General features: G+C 59.4%; 19 protein-coding genes. 12 read left to right on the top strand and 7 right to left on the bottom strand.

What is annotated here, in order from left to right:
* Positions 1–38 precede the first annotated feature (38 nt).
* Positions 39–230 carry a hypothetical protein gene (locus H4317_RS14040; protein WP_185887207.1) on the top strand — a complete coding sequence of 64 codons (192 nt, stop codon included), beginning with the start codon at positions 39–41 and terminating at the stop codon, positions 228–230.
* A 35-nt stretch (positions 231–265) separates the two neighbouring features.
* On the opposite strand, the gene argH is transcribed toward H4317_RS14040, so the two are convergent.
* The 3 genes from argH to argB all read right to left on the bottom strand — a co-directional run bounded on the left by argH (position 266) and on the right by argB (position 3,615).
* Positions 266–1,564 carry an argininosuccinate lyase gene (gene argH, locus H4317_RS14035; RefSeq protein ID WP_185887206.1) on the bottom strand — a complete coding sequence of 433 codons (1,299 nt, stop codon included), beginning with the start codon at positions 1,562–1,564 and terminating at the stop codon, positions 266–268.
* Between the two features lie 213 nt (positions 1,565–1,777).
* Positions 1,778–2,845 (bottom strand): M20 family metallo-hydrolase, encoded by a 1,068-nt coding sequence (locus H4317_RS14030; protein WP_185887205.1) that lies wholly within the window; start codon positions 2,843–2,845, stop codon positions 1,778–1,780.
* Positions 2,833–3,615 carry an acetylglutamate kinase gene (gene argB, locus H4317_RS14025; protein ID WP_185887204.1) on the bottom strand — a complete coding sequence of 261 codons (783 nt, stop codon included), beginning with the start codon at positions 3,613–3,615 and terminating at the stop codon, positions 2,833–2,835. The genes H4317_RS14030 and argB overlap by 13 nt, the downstream gene beginning before the upstream one ends.
* Before the next feature lie 546 nt (positions 3,616–4,161).
* Between argB and H4317_RS14020 the strand changes: the two genes are divergently transcribed.
* From H4317_RS14020 to H4317_RS13980, 9 genes are all read left to right on the top strand, one after another.
* Complete coding sequence (locus H4317_RS14020) at positions 4,162–4,794, top strand: GNAT family N-acetyltransferase (RefSeq protein ID WP_432805905.1); 633 nt, start codon at positions 4,162–4,164, stop codon at positions 4,792–4,794.
* A 122-nt stretch (positions 4,795–4,916) separates the two neighbouring features.
* On the top strand, positions 4,917–6,104 hold the full coding sequence (gene argG, locus H4317_RS14015) for an argininosuccinate synthase (RefSeq protein ID WP_185887203.1): 1,188 nt from the start codon (positions 4,917–4,919) through the stop codon (positions 6,102–6,104).
* Entirely contained in the window at positions 6,094–7,077 is a 984-nt protein-coding gene (argC, locus tag H4317_RS14010; protein WP_185887202.1) for an N-acetyl-gamma-glutamyl-phosphate reductase, read from the top strand. Before argG ends, argC begins: the two co-directional genes overlap by 11 nt.
* A 134-nt stretch (positions 7,078–7,211) precedes the next feature.
* On the top strand, positions 7,212–8,351 hold the full coding sequence (locus H4317_RS14005) for an aspartate aminotransferase family protein (protein ID WP_185887201.1): 1,140 nt from the start codon (positions 7,212–7,214) through the stop codon (positions 8,349–8,351).
* A 513-nt stretch (positions 8,352–8,864) separates the two neighbouring features.
* Entirely contained in the window at positions 8,865–9,950 is a 1,086-nt protein-coding gene (gene carA, locus H4317_RS14000; protein WP_185887200.1) for a glutamine-hydrolyzing carbamoyl-phosphate synthase small subunit, read from the top strand.
* Between the two features lie 104 nt (positions 9,951–10,054).
* Positions 10,055–10,381 (top strand): hypothetical protein, encoded by a 327-nt coding sequence (locus tag H4317_RS13995; protein WP_185887199.1) that lies wholly within the window; start codon positions 10,055–10,057, stop codon positions 10,379–10,381.
* 128 nt (positions 10,382–10,509) lie between these two features.
* Positions 10,510–10,878, top strand: a complete 369-nt coding sequence (locus H4317_RS13990; protein WP_185887198.1) for a hypothetical protein — start codon at positions 10,510–10,512, stop codon at positions 10,876–10,878.
* Between the two features lie 95 nt (positions 10,879–10,973).
* On the top strand, positions 10,974–14,204 hold the full coding sequence (carB, locus tag H4317_RS13985) for a carbamoyl-phosphate synthase (glutamine-hydrolyzing) large subunit (protein WP_185887197.1): 3,231 nt from the start codon (positions 10,974–10,976) through the stop codon (positions 14,202–14,204).
* A 97-nt stretch (positions 14,205–14,301) separates the two neighbouring features.
* Positions 14,302–15,246 (top strand): Rossmann-fold NAD(P)-binding domain-containing protein, encoded by a 945-nt coding sequence (locus H4317_RS13980; protein WP_185887196.1) that lies wholly within the window; start codon positions 14,302–14,304, stop codon positions 15,244–15,246.
* A 57-nt stretch (positions 15,247–15,303) separates the two neighbouring features.
* Here the strand turns inward: H4317_RS13980 and H4317_RS13975 are convergent, their stop codons facing one another.
* Positions 15,304–16,101, bottom strand: a complete 798-nt coding sequence (locus H4317_RS13975; protein WP_185887195.1) for an oxygenase MpaB family protein — start codon at positions 16,099–16,101, stop codon at positions 15,304–15,306.
* A gap of 463 nt (positions 16,102–16,564) precedes the next feature.
* Here H4317_RS13975 and H4317_RS13970 point away from each other — a divergent pair, with 463 nt between their 5' ends.
* Positions 16,565–16,858 carry a hypothetical protein gene (locus H4317_RS13970; RefSeq protein WP_185887194.1) on the top strand — a complete coding sequence of 98 codons (294 nt, stop codon included), beginning with the start codon at positions 16,565–16,567 and terminating at the stop codon, positions 16,856–16,858.
* Positions 16,859–17,019: 161 nt separating this feature from the next.
* Positions 17,020–17,709 (top strand): sce7726 family protein, encoded by a 690-nt coding sequence (locus H4317_RS13965; RefSeq protein WP_185887193.1) that lies wholly within the window; start codon positions 17,020–17,022, stop codon positions 17,707–17,709.
* On the opposite strand, the gene dinB is transcribed toward H4317_RS13965, so the two are convergent.
* From dinB to H4317_RS13950, 3 genes are read right to left on the bottom strand one after another with little or no spacing between them, the layout of a single operon-like run.
* On the bottom strand, positions 17,706–18,785 hold the full coding sequence (gene dinB / locus H4317_RS13960; protein ID WP_221899163.1) for a DNA polymerase IV: 1,080 nt from the start codon (positions 18,783–18,785) through the stop codon (positions 17,706–17,708). The genes H4317_RS13965 and dinB overlap by 4 nt on opposite strands.
* Before the next feature lie 18 nt (positions 18,786–18,803).
* Positions 18,804–19,745, bottom strand: coding sequence for an energy transducer TonB (locus H4317_RS13955; RefSeq protein WP_185887192.1), 942 nt, complete (start codon positions 19,743–19,745; stop codon positions 18,804–18,806).
* Positions 19,746–19,763: 18 nt separating this feature from the next.
* Positions 19,764–20,696, bottom strand: coding sequence for a DMT family transporter (locus H4317_RS13950; protein ID WP_185887191.1), 933 nt, complete (start codon positions 20,694–20,696; stop codon positions 19,764–19,766).
* Between the last annotated feature and the right edge of the window lie 219 nt (positions 20,697–20,915).

Below are 20,915 nucleotides of genomic sequence, written 5' to 3'. Positions count from 1 at the left end.
GCCAGTACCCGCTCCCGGCCCGCTTACCTTGCTTCTCTATGAAACTTACGTATCGTCTGCTGATTATGCTGCTGCTGCTCGGTATGGTTCTCGTGCTGCTGGCCGCCTTCTTCCGCAGTCAGCGCTACCCCGGCGGCGACGGTTTGCTGTTAACGGGCCTAGCGCTACAATTGCTGGCTGCTGTCTTAGTATTCTGGAAATTTGCAGGTCGGCTGCGCAAGCGGCAATAGCGGCAGGTCAGGGCCGATCATATGCCAGTCTGATGCTACATCAATCGACTTCCCACCCGGAACCGCGCCACCTTCGACCGGATTTCTTCTAGGCCTAGGTTATGCACGCTGCCCAAGTGGGTAGTCTGGAATTCCTTGTGGGGCACGTAGGAGCCGTCCTCCACGGCCAGGCCCACCTGCTTGTAGGCCGTGCGGAAGGGCGTACCGGTCTGGATAAGCTGGTTGATGTTTTCGACGGTAAACACCGCGTCATACTTGGGCTGGTTAAGCAAATCAGGCTTGATGCGCAGCTGGGGCAGCGCGAACAGCACGATGTCGAGGATGTCCAGAAACTGCGTCATTGGCTCGAAAAGGATTTCCTTGAGAATCTGGAAGTCCCGGTGGTAGCCGCTGGGCAGGTTGCTGGTGGCTAGTATGAGCGTGTTGGGCAAGGCTTGCAGGGCGTTGCAGCGGGCCCGGATTAGCTCGAACACGTCGGGGTTTTTCTTGTGGGGCATGATACTGCTGCCGGTGGTAAACTCCTTGGGCAGCTCCACGAAGGCCATGTCCTGCCCGTTGTAGAGCACTAGGTCGTAGCTCATTTTGGCCAGGGTAGCGGCCATGCCGGCCAGCGCAAATGCCACGGTTTTCTCGGTTTTGCCGCGCAGCATCTGGGCTCCCACGCTGCTCACGGCTAAGTTGCCAAAGCCCATTTCCTGCGTCGTCTGCAACCGGTCGATAGGGAAGGAGGAGCCGAAACCTGCGCCCGAGCCCAGGGGATTCTGGTCGGCCACGGTGTGGGCCGCCTCGAACAGAGCTAGGTCCAGCAGCAGGTGCTCGGCGTAGGCCGAAAACCACAGCCCGAACGAGCTGGGCATGGCCGCCTGGAAGTGCGTGTAGCCCGGCATCAGGTCGGTTTTGTGGGCCTCTGCTTTCTGCAGCAGCACCTCCACCAGTTCCAGCGTTTTGGCCGCCGCGCGCTGGGTGTAGTCTTTCAGGAACAGCTGAATGGCGGTCAGCACCTGGTCGTTGCGGGAGCGGGCGGTGTGAATTTTCTTGCCCGCGTCGCCGTAGTGCTCGGTCAGGTAGGACTCGATTTTGGAGTGCACGTCCTCGAAGTCCTCGCCGATGGTGAACGTGCCGGCTTCCAGTTGGGCGGCCAGTTCCTGCAAGCCCTGCTGCAGTTGCTGGTTTTCCGCGGCAGAAATCAGGCCCGCGGCGGCCAGCATGTTGGTCTGGGCCCGCGACGCCTGCACGTCAAACTGCGCCAAGTACATATCCAGCTCCCGGTCGCGCCCGACAGTGAACTGTTCGATTTTCTTGTCAACGGCAATGCCTTTATCCCAGATTTTCATGTTCAGTTGCTGCTAAAAGCTAGTTCCCCTCCTTGGAAAATTCCGCGCATCAAGCGGAGAGGGCTAGGGGTGGTTGATGAACGTTGGAACGTCATGCTGAACTTGTCGAAGCATCTCTACCGCTTCGTTGCAATGCTAACTCAACAAAGCGGTAGAGATGCTTCGACTCCGCTCCGCTGCGCTCAGCATGACGGTCTTTTATCTACAATATTCTCACAGCTCCAGCCCGTCCAGCAGCTCCACGTACCCCTGCACGCCGGCGCGGATTTCGCTGAGCAGGATGTACTCGTCGGGCGTATGGGAGCGGGCGGAGTCGCCGGGGCCGATTTTGACGGTGGTGAAGGGCATCATCGACTGGTCAGAGAGGGTGACGGAGCCGAAGGTACGGCGGCCCAGCGCCACGCCGTGCTGCACCAGCGGGTGCGTGAGCGGGATGCGCGAGGAGTTGAGGTGGGTGGAGCGCGGCGTCACCTCGGCCCCGATGAGGCCGCGCACGAGTTCCACCACTTCCTGGTTGGTGTACAGCTCGTTGGTACGCACGTCGGCCACGAAGGTGCAGCGGTCAGGCACCACGTTGTGCTGGGTGCCGGCCTGCAGCTGCGTTACCGTCAGCTTCACCGGGCCCAGCAGCTCCGAAACCCGCTCGAACCGGTAGTCGCGCAGGCGCTGCACGTCGTCGAGGGCTTTGTAGAGGGCGTTTTCGCCTTCCTCACGGGCGGCGTGTCCGGTGCGGCCGTGGGCCACGCAGTCGAGCACCACGAGGCCCTTCTCGGCCACAGCCAGGTCCATCTGCGTCGGTTCGCCCACGATGCCCAGGTCAATCTTGGGCAGCAGCGGCAGCAGCCGCCGAATTCCGTTCGCGCCCGATACTTCCTCCTCGGCCGTAATGGCACAGATGAGGTTGTAGGGCAGATTCTCCTGCTCGTGGAAGTAGAGGAACGTGGCCAGCAGACTCACCGCCGAAGCCCCCGCGTCGTTGCTGCCCAGGCCGGTCAGCCGGTCGCCTGCCACCGTGGCCCCGAACGGGTCGGCGGTCCAGGATGCGCCGGGCTTCACCGTATCGTGGTGGGAGTTGAGCAGGATGGTGGGCCGGGCCGGGTCGAAGTGTTTTGAAACGGCCCATACGTTGTTGGCATCGCGCTGGGGGCGGGCCCCCCGGAACGCCAGAAACCGAAAAATCAGCTCGGCCGTCTGGTCTTCTTCCCGCGAGAAGGAGGGCGTCTGCACCAGCTGGGTCAGCAGCTCAATGGCGTCGTTGGTGAGGGCGGTTAGCTCCGGCATAGCACGGTTTTTACGGGCTCGTTGATGCGCAGGGCGTGCTCGATAACCACCCGCTCCACGCCGGCTTCCAGGGCGGCAAAGGCGTTATCCAGCTTGGGCACCATGCCGGCCGCAATGACGCCCGCGGCCTTCAGCTGCTGATACTCGGCGGCGGTAATCTGCGGAATCACAGAGGCGTCATCATCCACGTCGCGTAGCACGCCGTCCTTCTCGAAACAGTAGTGCAGTTCCACGGCGTAGTGCGGAGCCAGGGCGCAGGCCAGCACGCTGGCAATGGTGTCGGCGTTGGTGTTGAGCAGTTGGCCTGCGCCGTCGTGGGTGATGGCGCAGAATACGGGCAGCAGGCCGGTTTCCAGCAACTGGCGCAGTAGGGGCACGTTCACGGCATCGGCCGGCAGGTCGCCCACAAAGCCGTAGTCGATGTCCTTCACCGGCCGCCGCACGGCCCGGATGGCGTTGCCGTCGGCTCCCGACAAACCCAGCGCATTCACGCCCGCGGCCTGCAGGCTGGCCACCACCTGCTTGTTGGTTTTGCCGGCGTAGAACATGGTCACGATGTCGAGGGTGGCCGCGTCGGTGATGCGGCGGCCCTGCACCATCTGGGGTTCCTGGCCCAGGTCGCGCAGCATCTGGCTGGCGCCTTTGCCGCCGCCGTGCACCAGTATTTTGCGGCCCGGCACTTGCGCCAGCTCCCGCAGAAACCGCTGCAGCTGGGCGTCATCATCAATAATACCGCCCCCGATTTTAAAAATTTTCAGGCCTTCGCTCATAGGATGCAAGTAGGGAGAAATGCGGCATTGCGCGCCGTACGCTGCCAAAATGAGGCTCATCGGGCCCCGGCCGCAACCGAGCGGCCGCACTGTTAAGAAATTTATTTTGCTCCCGGAGCGGCAAAGTTTCCGAAAAAAATCCTCTAGTTTTGCAACGATTTAGCGGTTTAAACGATTTAAACCGTGAAAACACTCCCTCGCCGCCCCGCGGCACCCGTCATGATTCAACTCTCTTCTATTGCGCTTCTGCGACGACCTAGACTGGTCGTGCGAATCATGCCAGCTTAACCGCTGGCTGCAATAGTACGTCCGGGTTCCGCCTCTACCGCGAACCGACGCCGGGTCCTCCCTCCGGAGCCCACCCCAAGAGACGCTTCACGAATCAACCGACCTTAGTCCGAGTGTAACTTCCAGTGTGACTTATTCCGGCCCCCCGCCGGAACGCCCCGCTCCCCGGCCAGATCGGCCCACTTCACCTTCGGGTTTTTGACGCTTCCGTCCCTCGCCGCTGGAGCCCGCGCAGCCTCGCCTGCTCCCTCCCTTTTTTTGTCTTTCCGAGTGTGCGGCCGCCTGAACCCGGCCGCTAACCGAGTCCTGATCATGATTCTACGAGTCGCCAATGCTGCCGATGCGCAGTATGTGGAAACCCTTTGCCAGTGGTATGCCGAATCCGCCAAAACCCGCGGCGTCGGCATTGCCAAGCGTGATCCTAACTATCTGATTAAGAAGATGGAAAAGGGTGATGCCATCATTGCCTTCATCGATGACCAGCTGGCGGGTTTCTGCTACATCGAAACTTTCGAGGACGCGAAATTCGTGGTGAACTCGGGGCTGATTGTGAACACCGAGCTGCGCAAGGAAGGCCTGGGCCGCGCCATCAAGCACCGCGTGTTTGAGCTGTCGCGCACCAAGTACCCGGCGGCTAAGATCTTCGGTATCACCACCTCCGCGGCCGTGATGAAGATCAACAACGAGCTGGGCTACCGCCCCGTGACCTTCCCCGAGCTCACGCAGTCAGACGACTTCTGGAAGGGCTGCTCCAGCTGCAAAAACTACGGCATCCTGATGGAAAACCAGCGCAAAATGTGCCTCTGCACCGGCATGGTGTACGATAATCTGGACGATAGTTTCACGCAGCAATCCATTGAAATTCTGAGCCAAGAAGGCCAAAAAGCATAACTGACAGTCATGCTGAGCGAAGCCGAAGCATCGCTACCGTTTCGTTATCACAACTGAGTTAGCCAGAGGTAGAGATGCTTCGGTTTCGCTCAGCATGACGTTCTCATAATTTTCAGCACTCCATGAAAAAAGTAGTTCTCGCCTACAGCGGCGGCTTGGATACGTCTTATTGCGTGGTTCACCTGACCCGGGAGCTGGGTTTAGAAGTCCACACGGTGATTGTCAACTCGGGCGGATTCTCGCAGGAGGAACTGGCCGGCATCGAGCAGCGCGCCTACGAAATGGGCTCCACGCGCCACGAGGTGATTGACGTAACGGACCGGTTCTACCAGCAGTGCCTGCGCTACCTGCTGGCCGGCAACGTGCTCAAAAACGACACGTACCCGCTGAGCGTGAGTGCCGAGCGTATGTTCCAGAGCCTGGCACTGGCCGAGTACGCCCGCGAAAACAAGGCCGACTACATTGCCCACGGCAGCACCGGCGCCGGCAACGACCAAGTGCGCTTCGACGTGGCCTTCTCGGTGATTTCCCCCGACACCGAAATCATCACGCCCATCCGCGACCTGGGCCTTTCGCGCCAGCAGGAAATCGAATATCTGCAGCAGAATGGGGTGGAGATGAGCTGGGAAAAAGCCAAATACTCCATCAACAAAGGTATCTGGGGCACCAGCGTGGGTGGTGTGGAAACCCTGACCTCGCGCCAGGGCCTGCCCGAGTCGGCCTGGCCGACGCAGCTGAGCAAGCACGAGCCGCAGGAAATCAGCATCACCTTCGAGAAAGGTGAGCCGGTGGCCCTGAATGGCGAAACCATGAAGCCGGTAGACCTGATTGTGGCCCTCAACGAGCTGGCCGGCCAGTACGCCATTGGCCGCGACACCCACGTGGGCGACACGATTCTGGGCATCAAGGGCCGCGTAGGCTTTGAGGCGCCCGCGCCGCTGATTCTCATCAAGGGCCACCATTTGCTGGAAAAGCACACGTCCAGCCGCTGGCAGCTGCTGCACAAAGACTATATCGCCAACTGGTACGGCACGCTGCTGCACGAGGCCCAGTACCTCGACCCGGTGATGCGCGACATGGAGGCATTTCTGGAGTCGTCGCAGGAGCGGGTGTCGGGCACGGTATACGTGACGCTAAAGCCCTACCAGTTTGAGCTGCTGGGCGTGGAGTCGCCGTTTGATATGATGCAGTCGAAGGTGGCTACCTACGGCGAGGAGAACAACGCCTGGGACTCGCGCGACGCGAAAGGCTTCATCAAAATTTTCAGCAACCAGTTGCGGATTCACGGTTCTTTTAACGATGAAAATTAAGGCTGGTATCGTCGGCGGGGCCGGCTACACGGCGGGGGAGCTGTTGCGGATTCTGCTGCACCACGAGTTTGTGGAGCTGGGCGGCATCGTAAGCTCTTCCAACGCCGACAACCCCATCTACCAAGTGCACGACGACCTGGTGGGCGACACGGAGCTGCGCTTCGCGGCCGCGCTGCAGGGCGACGAGGACGTGGTGTTCCTGTGCCTGGGCCACGGCAATTCCAAGGCCTGGCTGACCCAGAACCCGCTACCCGAAACCACCCACGTCATCGACCTGAGCAACGACTTCCGCCTGGAAGCCGACGCCGAGTTTGAAGGTCGGGAGTTTGTGTACGGACTGCCGGAGTTGAACAAGAGCCGCATCCAGCAGGCCCAGAACATTGCCAACCCCGGCTGCTTCGCCACGGCCATTCAGCTGGCGCTGCTGCCGCTGGCCCAGGCCGGCAAGCTCCAGGACGACGTGCACGTTTCGGCCATTACGGGCAGCACGGGCGCGGGGCAGAGCCTCTCGGAGACGGTGCATTTCTCGTGGCGCACCAACAACGTGTCCATCTACAAGCCTTTCACGCACCAGCATTTGAGCGAGATAGGGGAGAGCCTGGCGCGGCTGCTGCAGCACGAGCTGGACGTGGACATCCACTTCATCCCGTACCGCGGCAACTTCACCCGGGGCATCTTCGCCAGCGTCTACACGCCGTCGGATTTGACTCAGGACGAGGCCCGCGCGCTGTACCATCAGTTCTACCAGGACGCCCCGTTCACCACGGTGTCGGACAAGGAAGTGCACCTCAAGCAGGTAGTCAACACCAATAAGTGCCTGCTGCACGTGCAGAAACTCGGCAAGCAGCTGCTCATCACCTCGGTAATCGACAACCTGGTAAAAGGCGCTTCCGGCCAGGCCGTGCAGAACATGAACCTCATCTTCGGCCTGCCCGAAACGACGGGCTTGGGGCTGAAGGCCGGGCTGTTTTAACTGATGCTAGTGGCGCGGATGTCCCAGGGCTGAAGCCCTGGGCTACGTAGCGTCCGGCTGCTTCTTCTATTTCGTTTTTTCGCTGACTAGCCCAGGGTTTCAACCCTGGGAACACTGGAATTACCGCAACAACCATGGAGCTTTTCAACGTGTATCCGCTCGTCAACATCACGCCCGTGAAGGCGCTGGGGGCGAAACTCTGGGACGACAAAGGCCAGGAGTACCTGGATTTTTACGGCGGGCACGCTGTTATCAGCATCGGCCACAGCCACCCGCACTACGTGCAGCGCCTGACCGAGCAACTCGGCAACATCGGCTTCTACTCCAACTCGGTGCAGATTCCGATTCAGCGGGAACTGGCCGAGAAGCTGGGCCGGGTGTCGGGCTACGAGTACTACACGCTGTTTCTGTGCAACTCCGGGGCCGAGGCCAACGAGAATGCACTGAAGCTGGCTTCCTTCCACACCGGCAAAAAGCGTGTCATAGCATTCCGGGGCGCGTTTCACGGCCGCACCTCGGGCGCAGTAGCCGCCACCGATAACGCCAAAATCGTGGCGCCTTTCAACGCCGGGCACCATATCAGTTTTCTCGAATACGATTTGGCGGCGGTAGAAACGGCCCTAAAGGCGGGCGACGTCTGCGCCGTTATCATCGAGCCGATTCAGGGCGTGGGCGGCATCATAATGCCGTCCGACGAGTTCCTGCAGGGGCTGGCCGCGCTGACCAAACAATACGGCGCGCTGCTGCTAGCTGATGAGGTGCAGAGCGGTTACGGCCGCAGCGGCAAGTTCTTCGCCCACCAGCACGCCGGCATCCGGCCCGATGTTATTTCTGTAGCGAAAGGCATGGGCAACGGCTTCCCCATCGGCGGCATCCTGATTGCCCCCGAGCTGAAGGCCTCCTATGGCTTGCTGGGCACCACGTTCGGCGGCAACCACCTGGCCTGCGCCGCCGCGCTGGCCGTGCTGGAAGTCATTGAGCAGGAAAACCTGGTGCAGCACGCTGCCGAGCTGGGCGACTACCTGCGCACGGAACTGGAAGCCCACGCCGGGGCCGAGGAAATCCGGGGCCGGGGCCTGATGGTAGGCATCAAGTACGACTTCCCCATCAAGGACCTGCGCGACCAGCTGCTGGCGGAGCACCACATTTTCGTGGGCAACGCCTCCGACCCCACGGTGCTGCGCCTGCTGCCCCCGCTGAATATCACCAAGGCCGAGGTAGACCGGTTTTTACAGGCGCTATACGCATTAATTCCGGTCGAAGTGAAAAAGTAAACGACCTGTGGCCTAACTTGCAGCCCCAATGAGTAGCACCCTGAAGTTACCGAGCCACGCTCCCCTTCTGACAAGCTGCCCGCTGCCATTGGTGACTCCTGCGCAGCAACCGGCCGGTTCTTTCCCTGAAAGAACAGCCTCCCCCTTTTCCTTCCAGCAGTTGTGCCCGCCCGACTTTCCGATGCCTGACATTTGGAAGTGGCAGGGTGCGGGACCGATTGATCTAGTTTCTTTCTCTCCCGTTTGGCTTAAGTCATTGTTCGGCTGGAATAGACCCCCGGTATTCGGTTCTGTTCCAGCCGAAATTGTATCCGGACGGTTGCAAATCCTGCCCGCAGCTCTGTTGCGCCCCGCTACACGCCCGGCCCCATGTCTCGCCGATAATCCGTTTCCGACCCGCGTTGCGCGGGCGACCAGGCGCAGCTGCCGCCTCCGGAAACGGGCCTGGCAGCTGCATGCTCGGCTTACCGCAGAAAATCAATCATCAGAGTAAACCCTTTTTCGCATAACAGAGTGGAAAACGCTAAATCGGTAAAACTCATCCTCGAAGACGGTACTGAAATCCAGGGCCAGTCGTTCGGCGCCTTCACCTCCGCCGCGGGCGAGGTGGTATTCAGCACGGCCATGACCGGCTACCCCGAAAACCTCACCGACCCGTCCTTCGCCGGGCAGATTCTGGTGCTGACCTACCCCATGGTGGGTAACTACGGAGTGCCGGGCGAGGAGCTGTACGAGTCGATTTCGAAGATCTTCGAGTCGGACAAGATTCACATTGCCGGTTTGGTGGTGAACTACTACTCCGAGGAGCACAGCCACTGGAACGCTGCCAAGAGCCTGGGCGACTGGCTGGCGGAGTACAACATCCCCGGCATCTTCGGGGTAGATACCCGCATGCTCACCAAGAAGCTGCGCGAGAAGGGCGCTATGCTCGGCAAGATTGTGGCTGAGCAGGACGTACCGCTGCACGACCCCAACCTGGAAAACCTGGTGGCCCAGGTGAGCCCCCAGGGCGTGCAGCACTACGGCACGGGCCAGCACAAAATCGTGCTGGTAGACTGCGGCACCAAAACCAACATCATCCGCTGCTTCCTGGAGCGCGACGTGGAGCTGATCCGGGTGCCCTGGGACTACGACTTCACGACTCTCGATTACGACGGCCTGTTCCTGAGCAACGGCCCCGGCGACCCGAAAATGTGCACCGCCACCATCGGCCACCTGCAAACCGCGCTAAGCCAGGACAAACCCATCTTCGGCATCTGCTTGGGCTCCCAGCTCATGGGCCTGGCCGCGGGCGGCGACACCTTCAAGCTGAAATACGGCCACCGCAGCCATAACCAGCCCGTGAAACTCACCGGCACCCAGCAATGCTATATCACCAGCCAAAACCACGGCTTCGCAGTTGATACCGATACCCTGCCCGCCGAGTGGACCATGCTATTCGAAAACCTCAACGACGGCACCTGCGAAGGCATCAAGCACAAAACCAAGCCGTTCTTCTCCACCCAGTTCCACCCCGAAGCCGCCGGCGGCCCCCAGGATACGGAGTATCTGTTCGACGACTTCCTGAAAGCCGTGGCCGAGCACAAAGCAGCGAAGTAGGCTGGCTTAGCACGCCTCAGCTTCCGCCCGTCATGCTGAGCTTGCCGAAGCATCTCTACCGCTTTGTTGGGTTGTCTTAGCACAGAATCTATTGGTTTGTAAACATGAGTAGTACGAATAAAAAACAACTTATTGCATTAGCTATTCTAGCCGTACTAAATCTGTTGATGAGCAATTTTGCAGTTGGTGACGGCCGTACGTTGGAAGGTAGAGTAGTTGCAGGTAACAGCACTGAAATGCAGGGTGCCACCATTAGAGCACTGCTTTTTGGCATTCAATTTATAAGCTTTACTATCGGGGCTATCATAGCCTTGGTTCCATACAAGGGCATAGGTTTCAAGGAGAAGTGGCTTAATATTTCTTTAAGTATGGCTGTGCTCATCCAGTCTGCTTTTCTGATAATGAGTGCCGTGAAAATATTTTCGAGCTAGATACCTGATATCAATCTGTAAGCTTGATTTAGTTGCTAAAATCTACTAGCTCAACGAATCGGTAGAGATACTTCGGCTCCACTCAGCATAACGTTCAGTTATTCATCACTTCCCAACGCACTGCTCTTATGCAAGAAAAACGTAGAGGCTTTCCGAACTGGGGATATGTGCTGTTGGGTGCTTTGGCTTTCGCGGGGTTCTACTTCGTCAGGAACATGGGCCAGAAGACGATTTTGAAAGCCGTACTGGGTGAGCCAGCCAATTTGATTAACAAGGCCATGAGTTCGGCTCGGGTTTCACCTCGGATTATAGGTAGGACAGGACACATAACCTCCAAAAACTTTAAGGTGGAGAAGCTCGGCGCCACAAAAGATTCGCTCTCCTTCCGATTTTTCTTGGATGGTGAGCGGGCCGATGCCACCGTCAGGCTTTGGATGGCCAGGCGCCCGTCGGGTGAGTGGCAAATAGTGAAAAGTGACACTGTCTTTACCGAATAAAAACTTCTCTCACCTACAACAACCGGCTGTGGCCGACTTAGCACGACTGCCTTTTAACATGACCGCACCAGCGGCCTGTTACCTCAACCCTTAGAATGAAAAAACCACAGAAAGTTCTCATCCTCGGTTCCGGCGCGCTAAAAATTGGCGAGGCCGGTGAGTTCGATTACTCCGGCTCCCAGGCTCTCAAGGCCCTGAAAGAGGAAGGCATCCGCACCATCCTCATCAACCCCAACATTGCCACCGTGCAGACGTCGGACGACATTGCCGACGACGTGTACTTCCTGCCCGTGACGCCCTACTTTGTGGAGGAAGTCATCAAGAAGGAGCAGCCCGATGGCATTTTGGTGGCGTTTGGGGGCCAAACGGCCCTGAACTGCGCCGTGGCGCTGTACCGCGCCGGAGTGTTTGAGAAGTACAACGTGCAGGTGCTGGGTACGCCCGTGCAAGCCATCATCGACACCGAGGACCGGGATATTTTCAAGGAGAAGCTCGACCAGATTGGCGTACTCTCGGCCCGCAGCGTGGCCGTGACCAACATGGACGACGCGCTGGCCGCGGCCGAGAAAATCGGCTTCCCCATCATCGTGCGGGCGGCGTTTGCGCTGGGTGGCCTCGGTAGCGGTTTCGCCAACAACATGGACGAGCTACGCACCCTGGCCCAAAAATCCTTCACCACCTCCGACCAAATTCTGGTGGAAGAGTCGTTGAAAGGTTGGAAGGAAGTGGAGTACGAAGTGGTGCGGGATGCCTACGACAACTGCATCACCGTCTGCAACATGGAGAACTTCGACCCCATCGGGATTCACACCGGGGAGAGCATCGTGGTGGCCCCGTCGCAGACCTTGAGCAACCGGGAGTACCACAAGCTGCGCAGCATCGGCATCAAAACCATCCGCCACCTCGGCATTGTGGGCGAGTGCAACATTCAGTACGCTCTCGACCCCGTTTCGGAAGATTACCGCGTGATTGAGGTGAATGCCCGGTTGTCGCGCTCCTCGGCGCTGGCTTCCAAGGCTACGGGCTACCCGCTGGCGTTTGTGGCGGCTAAGCTGAGCTTGGGCTACTCTTTGTCGGAGCTGAAGAATAGTGTGACGCAGACGACTTCGGCCTTCTTCGAGCCGGCCCTGGACTACGTCGTGGTGAAGCTGCCCCGCTGGGATTTGGGCAAGTTTGAGGGCGTGAACCGGCAGATTGGCTCGGCCATGAAGAGCGTGGGCGAAGTAATGGCCATCGGCAAATCCTTCGAGGAAGCCATTCAGAAGGGCCTGCGCATGCTGGATACTGGCAAGCGCGGCTTCGTGGCCAACAAGCCCGAGCAGGTGGATAATGCCACGATTGACAAGCTACTGAGCGAGCCGAACGAGGAGCGCATCTTTGCCATCAATCTGGCCTTCGAGGCGGGCTATACCATCAAGCAGGTGCATGACCTGACCAAGATTGACCTGTGGTTTTTGCAGCGCCTGCTTACCATTTTTGAGCTGGGCAACCAACTCGCCGCCAAGCGGGGCAACGGCTTGGATGCACTGGAAACCAAGCTGCTGCGCGACGTGAAAAAAGCCGGTTTCTCGGACCAGCAGATTGCGGTGAAGGTGCTGGGCGAAGGCGACGTGAAAGCCGACGAGCTGTTGGTACGGGCCCGACGCAAGGCCCTGGGTGTGCTGCCGGTCATCAAGCAGATTGACACGCTGGCCGCTGAATTTCCGGCCAAAACCAACTACCTCTACAGCACCTATCACGGCACCGAAAACGACCTCGCGCCGGAAACCGACAAGTCCATCGTGGTGCTGGGCTCGGGCGTGTACCGCATCGGCAGCTCCGTGGAGTTCGACTGGTGCGGCGTAAATGCCGTGCAAACGGCCGCCGAAGAGGGCTACAAAACCATCATCATCAACTACAACCCTGAAACCGTAAGCACTGACTACGACGTTTCGGACCGGTTGTACTTCGAGGAGCTGAGCTTCGAGCGGGTGATGGATATTCTGGAGTTCGAGCAGCCCAACGGCGTCATTCTGAGCACCGGCGGCCAGATTCCGAACAACTTGGCTACTCGTTTGGCCGATGCCAATGCGCCTATTTTGGGTACTGCCCCAGCCCGCATTGATGAAGCCGAGAACCGCCACAAGTTCAGCAGCATCATGGATGAACTGGGCATTGGGCAGCCCCGGTGGAAGGAGCTGACTTCCCTGGAGGCAATGTTCGAGTTTGTGGGCGAGGTCGGCTACCCCGTGCTGATTCGTCCGAGCTACGTGCTGTCGGGAGCGGCGATGAACGTGGTTTCCAACGCGTTTGAGATGGAGTCGTTCTTGAAAGCGGCTACCGAAGTAAGCGCCGAGTACCCGGTGGTGGTGTCGGAGTTTATCCAGGAAGCCAAGGAAATTGAGCTGGACGCGGTGGCCGACAAGGGCGAAATCGTGAGCTACGCCATTTCCGAGCACGTGGAGTTTGCCGGCGTGCATTCCGGCGACGCCACCATGTACTACCCGCCCCAGCGCGTGTACGTGGGCACCGTGCGCAAACTCAAAATCATTGCCGAGAAGATTGCCAAGCGCTACGAAATCAGCGGGCCGTTCAACATCCAGTTCCTGGAGAAAAACCGCGAAATCCGGGTGATTGAGTGCAACATCCGCGCCTCACGCTCCTTCCCGTTCGTGTCGAAAGTATCGGGCAACAACCTAATCAAGAAAGCCACCCAGGTGCTGCTGGGCAAGAAAGTGGAGCGTGACGCGAGCGAGCTGGTCTACGACCTGCCCTTCGTGGGCGTGAAGGCACCCCAGTTCTCGTTTACCCGTCTGCCCGGCGCCGACCCCGTACTGCGTGTGGACATGGTGAGCACCGGCGAGGTAGGCTGCCTGGGCGACACGGCCGAGGAAGCCCTGCTGAAATCGATGCTGAGCGTGGGCTATAAAATTCCGCAGAAATCGGTGCTGATTTCCAGCGGTCCCATCATCTCCAAGATTGCGCTGCTGGAATCAGCGCGGCTGCTGGTGCAAAGTGGCTACAGCATCTACGCCACGCAGGGTACGCACCGCTTCTTTGCCGAACACAACGTGCCCAGCTCCCTCGTCTTCTGGCCCGACGACCACCAGGAGCCCAACGTGCTGACCTACCTCAAGGAGAAGAAAATCGACCTGGTAATCAACATCCCCAAGAACCTCTCGAAGGGCGAGCTGGACAACGACTACAAGATCCGCCGTACTGCCGTGGACTTCGGAGTTGGCTTGCTGACCAATGCCCGCTTGGCCAAAGCATTCATCCAAGCCTTCTGCACGCTGGAGATGAAGGATCTGAAAATCAAGAGTTGGAACGAGTATAAGGCCATGTAATCAGCGACGGTCAAAAAGAAAATGAGAACGTCATGCTGGGCTTGCCGGAGCATGACGTTCTCATTTTCTTTTATGTCTAGCCTACTCACTACCCCACATGAAAAACTTCACCTCTTTCGCCGACGCGGGCGACTATAAAGCGCTGTTGCAACAAGCGCTGGAAATCAAGGCGAATCCGTTTGGCTACCAGCACATCGGGCGCAACAAAACCGTTGGGCTGATTTTCTTCAATCCCAGCCTACGCACTCGGCTGAGCTCGGTGAAGGCGGCCTACAACTTGGGCGCGCAAGCCTGGGTGCTCAACGCTGGCGCTGACTCCTGGACGCTAGAAATGGCTGATGGCGCGGTGATGAACGGCGGTACGCAAGAGCACATCAAGGACGCCATTGCGGTGATGAGCCAGTACTGCGACGTGCTGGGCGTGCGCACCTTCCCCACGCTCAAGGACAAAGCCGAGGACTACAGCGAAGTCGTATTCAACAAGATTCGGCAATATGCTACTGTGCCCGTCATCAGCCTGGAAAGCGCCACGTTGCACCCGCTGCAAAGCTTCGCCGACCTGATTACGGTAGCTGAAACCAAGCAGAAGGAGCGCGTGAAAGTGGTGCTCACTTGGGCCCCGCACGTGCGCGCCCTGCCCCAGTGCGTGCCCAATTCCTTCTGCGACTGGTTCTCGGAAATCGACTGGGTGGATTTCGTCATCACCCACCCCGAAGGCTACGAGCTGGACCCGAAGTTCACCAAAGGTGCCCGCATCGAATACGACCAGAAAAAGGCGCTGGAAGGAGCCGACTACGTGCAAGCTAAAAACTGGAGCAGCTACCTCGACTACGGCCAAGTGCTGGGCAACGACCCCGCCTGGATGCTCACCCCCGAACACATGGCCCTGACCGACGGTGCTAAGTTCCTGCACTGCTTGCCCGTGCGCCGCAACGTGGAAGTATCCGACGCTGTGCTCGACGCGCCCGGCTCGCTCATCATCCAGGAAGCCGGCAACCGCACTATTTCTATGCAAACCGTGCTGCATGAAATGCTGAAATAGTCAGAAAAATGATACGGTAAACAAACGGCCACTCCCGGAGAGTGGCCGTTTGTGTGTTCATGTGGCAGCGGAAAGCAGGGTGGAGGGGGCAATATCCAGCCGCAGGATCTTCTCTCGGTACTCGTTGGGGAGTAGGCTGGCTCGTGCCCACTGGCTCAAGGACAAGTGCTGCGCGTAGCGGTACACGCTCAGAACAGGTAGCAGCCAGGGAATGCGGCCAAGGCGCAACAGCTGGCTCACCTGTGTCGGCGCTACAACTCGTTGGGCCTGCAACAGGAGGCGGTAGCGTACCGGACCCAGGTGCCGTGCGTATTGCTGGTACAGGTCAGCGGTGAAAGCGCTGTGCTCCAGGTGTTCTGCCAAGTGGTGCCGCCGCGCCTGAAGCCACGCCGCGTGGGAAGCCGGTAATTCAGGAATACCCATGCGTTGGCCTACACGGGTAAAGACCTCAAAAACTTCCTGTTTTTCTGCTGGGTTCAATGGCCTCTCCAGCGCTTCGAAGGCACGGATTGAGTAGTCGATGAGCATGAATAGCACGTCGCGGTAGGCCCAGGCCGGAATGACCATGCCGCGTTTGGCTTCCACGGCCGCATGAATAGCCGTGATAGTGTCAATGGCTCGCTCCGCATCGGCCCGTTCGGCAAATACAATCTGGCGGGCGTATTCCACGGTGGAGAACAGGCGGGCCAGCGGATCGGCGGGTAGGCGGCCCGTGAAGTAGAGCCAGTCAACGGCCTTGTTCAGCGCAAACTCGGCGGCGGCACCCGCAAAAATGAACAAGACCGTATCGGCTTTGCCCCAAATGGTGCGCACCACAGAATCAGGTGCCACAAAAAACTGCGAGTATTGTGACATGGTAGAGGCTTAAAGAAACAGACTGTTTAGCCTAAGAACCAGCGAAGGGAGTTCTGGTGAAATAGAGACTATTAATGCAAATATACCAAAGAACTTTGTGATTCAAAGTATTAGGAATTCTTCATTTATTAAACATTGAAGTGGGAGCAGTAGCTCAGTAGACGGTCAGAAAGCAATGTGGACAGTAGGCTAGCTAGCGTAGAGTAACTACTGGCGGTACGGCATACGCCTACTTGTCGCTTGGCCACGCGAAAAGAGGCGTCCACATCGTCTATAAGCGCTGATTTGCTATCTATTCAGGAAGCAAAGAACTACTGGTTTTGGCTGTAGCGGCTCAGTAGACACTATTGAAGCAAGGTGAAAAATTCGGGCAAATCGAACCTGAAAGCGCAAAGTCCCGTTGAAGGCTGACTGAAAGACACTCTCCCTGCTCTTTCGGATTAGTTCACCTAACCCCATGCTCATGAAAAAGCTACTTGTCCTCGCCGCTGTGCTCGTGACAGGTGTGTCGGCTGCTAACGCACAGACCACCAACACCACGACCACGACTACCACGCAGCCCGAACAGAGCACCACCATCCAGACGCAGCCTGCGCCTGGTGTAATCAACTCTACCACTACCACGCAGCCGGCTTCTACCACCACCACGGTAGAAACTCAGTCAAGCACCAGCGTGGCTCCGGCTACCACGCTGCCGGCCGATGGTAAAATCAAAGACAAAAAGAAGAAGCGTAAAATCAAGACTGACGCTGACTAGTAGCGGCGTTTTGCCTTATGCTGAAAGCCTGGCCGCACAAGTTGCGGCCAGGCTTTTATTTTTTCTTGGCGAATCAGAATGCGCGGTGCAACTTCGTCTGAACAGGCTGTAGTGGCACTGAGAGTAGTGCCGATGCCGGCAGTACGGCCGAATATCATTATATGAACGACCCGGAAATTCGTGCCCTGCTCTACCCGCTGCTGCCAGGCGGCGTGTATATAGATGAGCTACCCACCGGTACTACCCGTGCCGATGTGGTGCACATCACAGAGCACTTTCTGCACGGCTATGAGGTAAAAGGCGACTCCGATACGCTGCAGCGGGTGCCCAACCAGCTACGCTGCTACGGCGAGGTATATGACTTCGTGACGTTTGTGGTGACGGAAAAGCACCTGCCCAAGCTGCTGCCGCTGCTGCCCGAGTGGGTAGGCGTGCTGACCGTAGTGGAAGGGGAGCTGCGCCCGCACCGGGCTGCGGCCTACAATGCTACCGTGGAGCCTGCGCCACTGGCTAGCCTGCTACTGCTGGAAGAAGTGAAGCAGTTTCTGATGGCCCGCGGCCTGCGTGGCGTGAGTGAGTTGCGACGTGCTGAGGTGCTGCATTTTCTGCGTACCACGAATCTGGTGCCACTTTCCAGCCTGGCCCAGTACGTGCGCGAGCGGCTGATGGCCCGCCTCCCGGAGCGGCTGCAAGCCCGGGCAGAGCGTAAGTTAGAGCGCCAGCGGCTATCCGGCCTCCGGCAGCGTCGCAAAGCCCGGCGTACGGCCCGCAAGAAACCCCAAAAGCCAGCCACCAAGGCCAAAACAAAGGCCAAAGTCAGAAAGACACCTACTCCACCGCCGGCCGGCTAGAAGCCTAGTGTCAGCTGCTTGCCCACCGAATCCTCTGTGGTTTCGAGGTTGGAGAGTGAGGCGCCTACCAGCCGCACGCCCTTGGGTAAGGGTAGGCAGCCAGCCACCAGTTCCCGGCTGAGTTGCTCCAAAGCGGCCAGGCTAGCCAGCGGTGCCAACATGGTGCGGCTGCGGGTAATCTGCTGGAAGTCGGCGTACTTGATTTTGAGCGTGAGCGTGCGCCCCAGCAGCCCCGCCCGCCCGCAATACGCCCACACCGAGTCTAGGCAGGGCTGCAGACCGGCCAGCAGTTGCGCTTCTTCCGTCAGGTCTTCCGCAAAGGTGGTTTCTGAGCCTACCGATTTGCGCACCCGGTCCGGCACCACGGGCCGGTCGTCGATGGCGCGGGCAATGTGGTAGTAGTAGGAGCCGGCCTTGCCGAAATGCTGGCGCAGAAACGTTTCGGTTTGCTGCCGCAGCTCCAGCCCCGTGAATATGCCCAGCTGGTTCAGGCGCGCCGCCGTGGCCGGCCCGATGCCGTGAAACTCGCCCATGCGCAGCTGCTCCACGAAGGCCAGGCCCTGTTCGGGCCTGATGACGAACTGCCCGTTGGGCTTGCGGTAGTCGGAGGCCAGCTTCGCCAGAAACTTGTTGTAGCTGATGCCCGCCGAGGCCGTGAGCTGGGTTTTCTCCAGAATTTCAGCCCTGATTTCGCGCGCTACCTGCGTGGCCAGCGGTAGGCCCTTCAGGTTCTCCGTCACGTCGAGGTAGGCTTCATCCAGAGAAAGTGGCTCGATGAGGGGCGTGTACTCGGCGAAAATAGCCCGAATCTGCCGCGACACTTCCTTGTACACTTCAAACCGCGGCTTCACGAACACCAGCTCCGGGCACTTGCGCAGCGCCGTGACGGAGGGCATAGCCGAGCGTACCCCGAAGGCTCGTGCCTCGTAGGAAGCCGCCGCCACCACGCCCCGCTGCCGCGAGCCACCAACCGCTACGGGCCGCCCGCGCAGCGCCGGGTTGTCGCGCTGCTCCACCGAGGCATAGAAAGCATCCATGTCGAGGTGAATGATTTTGCGGGTGTGCGGCGTGTCCACGGCGGAAAAGCAGGGCGGCTACTGGGGCAGACTGACAACGGCCCCTTCATACAGGGCTTTGGTTTCAGCGGAAAAATGGGCGTCCAGTTGCGCTTTCTCGTTGAGGAAGCGCGGCGCATCAGGCTGCGAGAAGTCCCACTTTCCCGCATAATGCATCTGCCCGGGCTGCAGCGTGAAGCAGTAGCGAGTATCCGTGAGGCGGCCCTGGCCCGCTTTGCGCAGCGCATCAAGGCCATACGAGTACTCATACCACTGCAGGGCATAGCGGCCGGGCGGCAGCGCCACGCAAAAGCCGTTTTCGCTGCGGCTGCGCATGGCGGGCTTCACCAGAATCCGATAAAACTTGCCCGTCGTCAGGTTGAGCACGCGCACGTACTGGGGCAGCCCGCCGCTGCTGAACCCCAGGCGCTGAATGCAGTTGCCGTACAGCACGCCTTTGTCGGCGGGTATGGTTTTCTCGGCGGCCGTCCATAGCCGCGACGGTAGTACGATGGCCGGGCCGGGGTTGGCATCCAGCGAATCAGCCGCCAGCGTTAACGGGCCTTTCGTGAGGCTGAAGGTGAGCGGCACGGTGTAGACCACCGAAACCGGCCGCTGGTTCTGGGTGCCGGGCTGCCAGCGCACGGTTTTCAGCCGCTGCGCCATCCGCAGGGCTTCCTCGTCCAGGTCGGCCCGCACGCCCTGCTTCACCTTGATATCGGCCACGTCGCCGGTAGGTTCCACTACAAACGAGAGGTACACCTTGCCCTGCACTCCGTCGCGCAGCGCCTTGGGCGGGTACTGCAGGCCCTCTGCCAACAGCTTGAAAAGCGCCTCCTGGCCGCCCGGAAATACGGGCATGGTTTCCTGGTACGTGTAGTGCTGGCGGGTAGTATCTGCCGGCGCTGGCTGGTTCTGGGCCAGGCTGGTGCAGGGGATAAGCAGGCCAAGCAGGCCGGAATAGAAGAGAAAATTGCGCATATCAACCCGCAAGTTACCTCAGTCCTGCACCGGTTCCAAGGGCACTACAGCTGGCGCGGGCTGCCGGGGCTTGCGGCTCACCAGAAACACACCCCCGAAAATCAGCAGCGCCTGCAAGCCCTTGGTGAGCGTGAGGGTGTCTTTGCCTACTGCCACGGCAATACCCACGGCCAGCGCCGGCTGCAGGTAGATATAAGCGCCAAGTAGGGAAGGGGAGGCGTATTTCAGAGCCCAGTTGTTGAGCAGATAGGCCATGATAGTGAGGCAGATGACCATGTAGGCAATGGCGGCCCAGATGCTGGGCGGAAAGCTGGCGTAGTCGGGCTGCTGCACCTGTTGCCAGCCGGCGGGCACCGCCAGTACCGCACCCACCAGAAAGATGCGTGCCAGCACCGTAAACGGATGATACTTGCGCATCAGCGGCATCACCAGCACGAGGTAGATGCCGAAAGCCGTGGCGTTGAGCAGAATCAGCAGATTACCCAGCAGACCATCCTGCCCGCCGGCCGCCACCGGCCCCCGGCTCAGAATGATACTGGCCGCGCCCACGCCCGCCAGCGCAATACCCAGCAGGCGCGGCACCGTCAGCCGCTCGCCTAGCAGCACCACCGAGGCCAGCACGGTCACGACGGGCGCAATAGTCTGGATGAGCGAGGCATTGATGGGGGAGGTGAGGTTGAGCCCCGAGAAAAACAGCAGCTGATTCAGCCCGATGCCCAGCACTCCGCACGCCACGGCCCGCCACTGGTCGGCACGGCCTACGATACGGTCCTGCGGGGCCACCAGCCGGCTCAGCACCCCGAAAAACAGCGCCGCACCCACAATCCGCAGCAGCACCAGCCCAAACGGACCCATGTAGCGCGGCATCACGTCTTTGGAAATACTGTAGTTGGCGGCGTAGATAAGGGCTACCACGAATAAGGCCGCGTGGACCCGGGCTGCATTTTTCATTAAGAACGAAGGTAGAGGCGAATGTGCGGATAACGCATAACCCGGCGGGGCGGCACACTACCTTTGTAGCTCGCGCTTCGCTTCGAACGTTAAACACGCTGCCGCAACCCCGCGGCCCTACCCGAACCAGCCCGCTCCCGTAAGGTTCGCGCTTCCCCACCTATGTCTACCGGCTCTCTCTTCGATACTGACCCCCAGCCCCAGTCCAATGCCCCGCGT

The sequence above is a fragment of the Hymenobacter sediminicola genome (assembly GCF_014250515.1).
Taxonomy (GTDB): domain Bacteria; phylum Bacteroidota; class Bacteroidia; order Cytophagales; family Hymenobacteraceae; genus Hymenobacter; species Hymenobacter sediminicola.
Note: the sequence above shows the minus strand (reverse complement) of the source record. Positions and strands in the feature narration are given on the sequence as shown.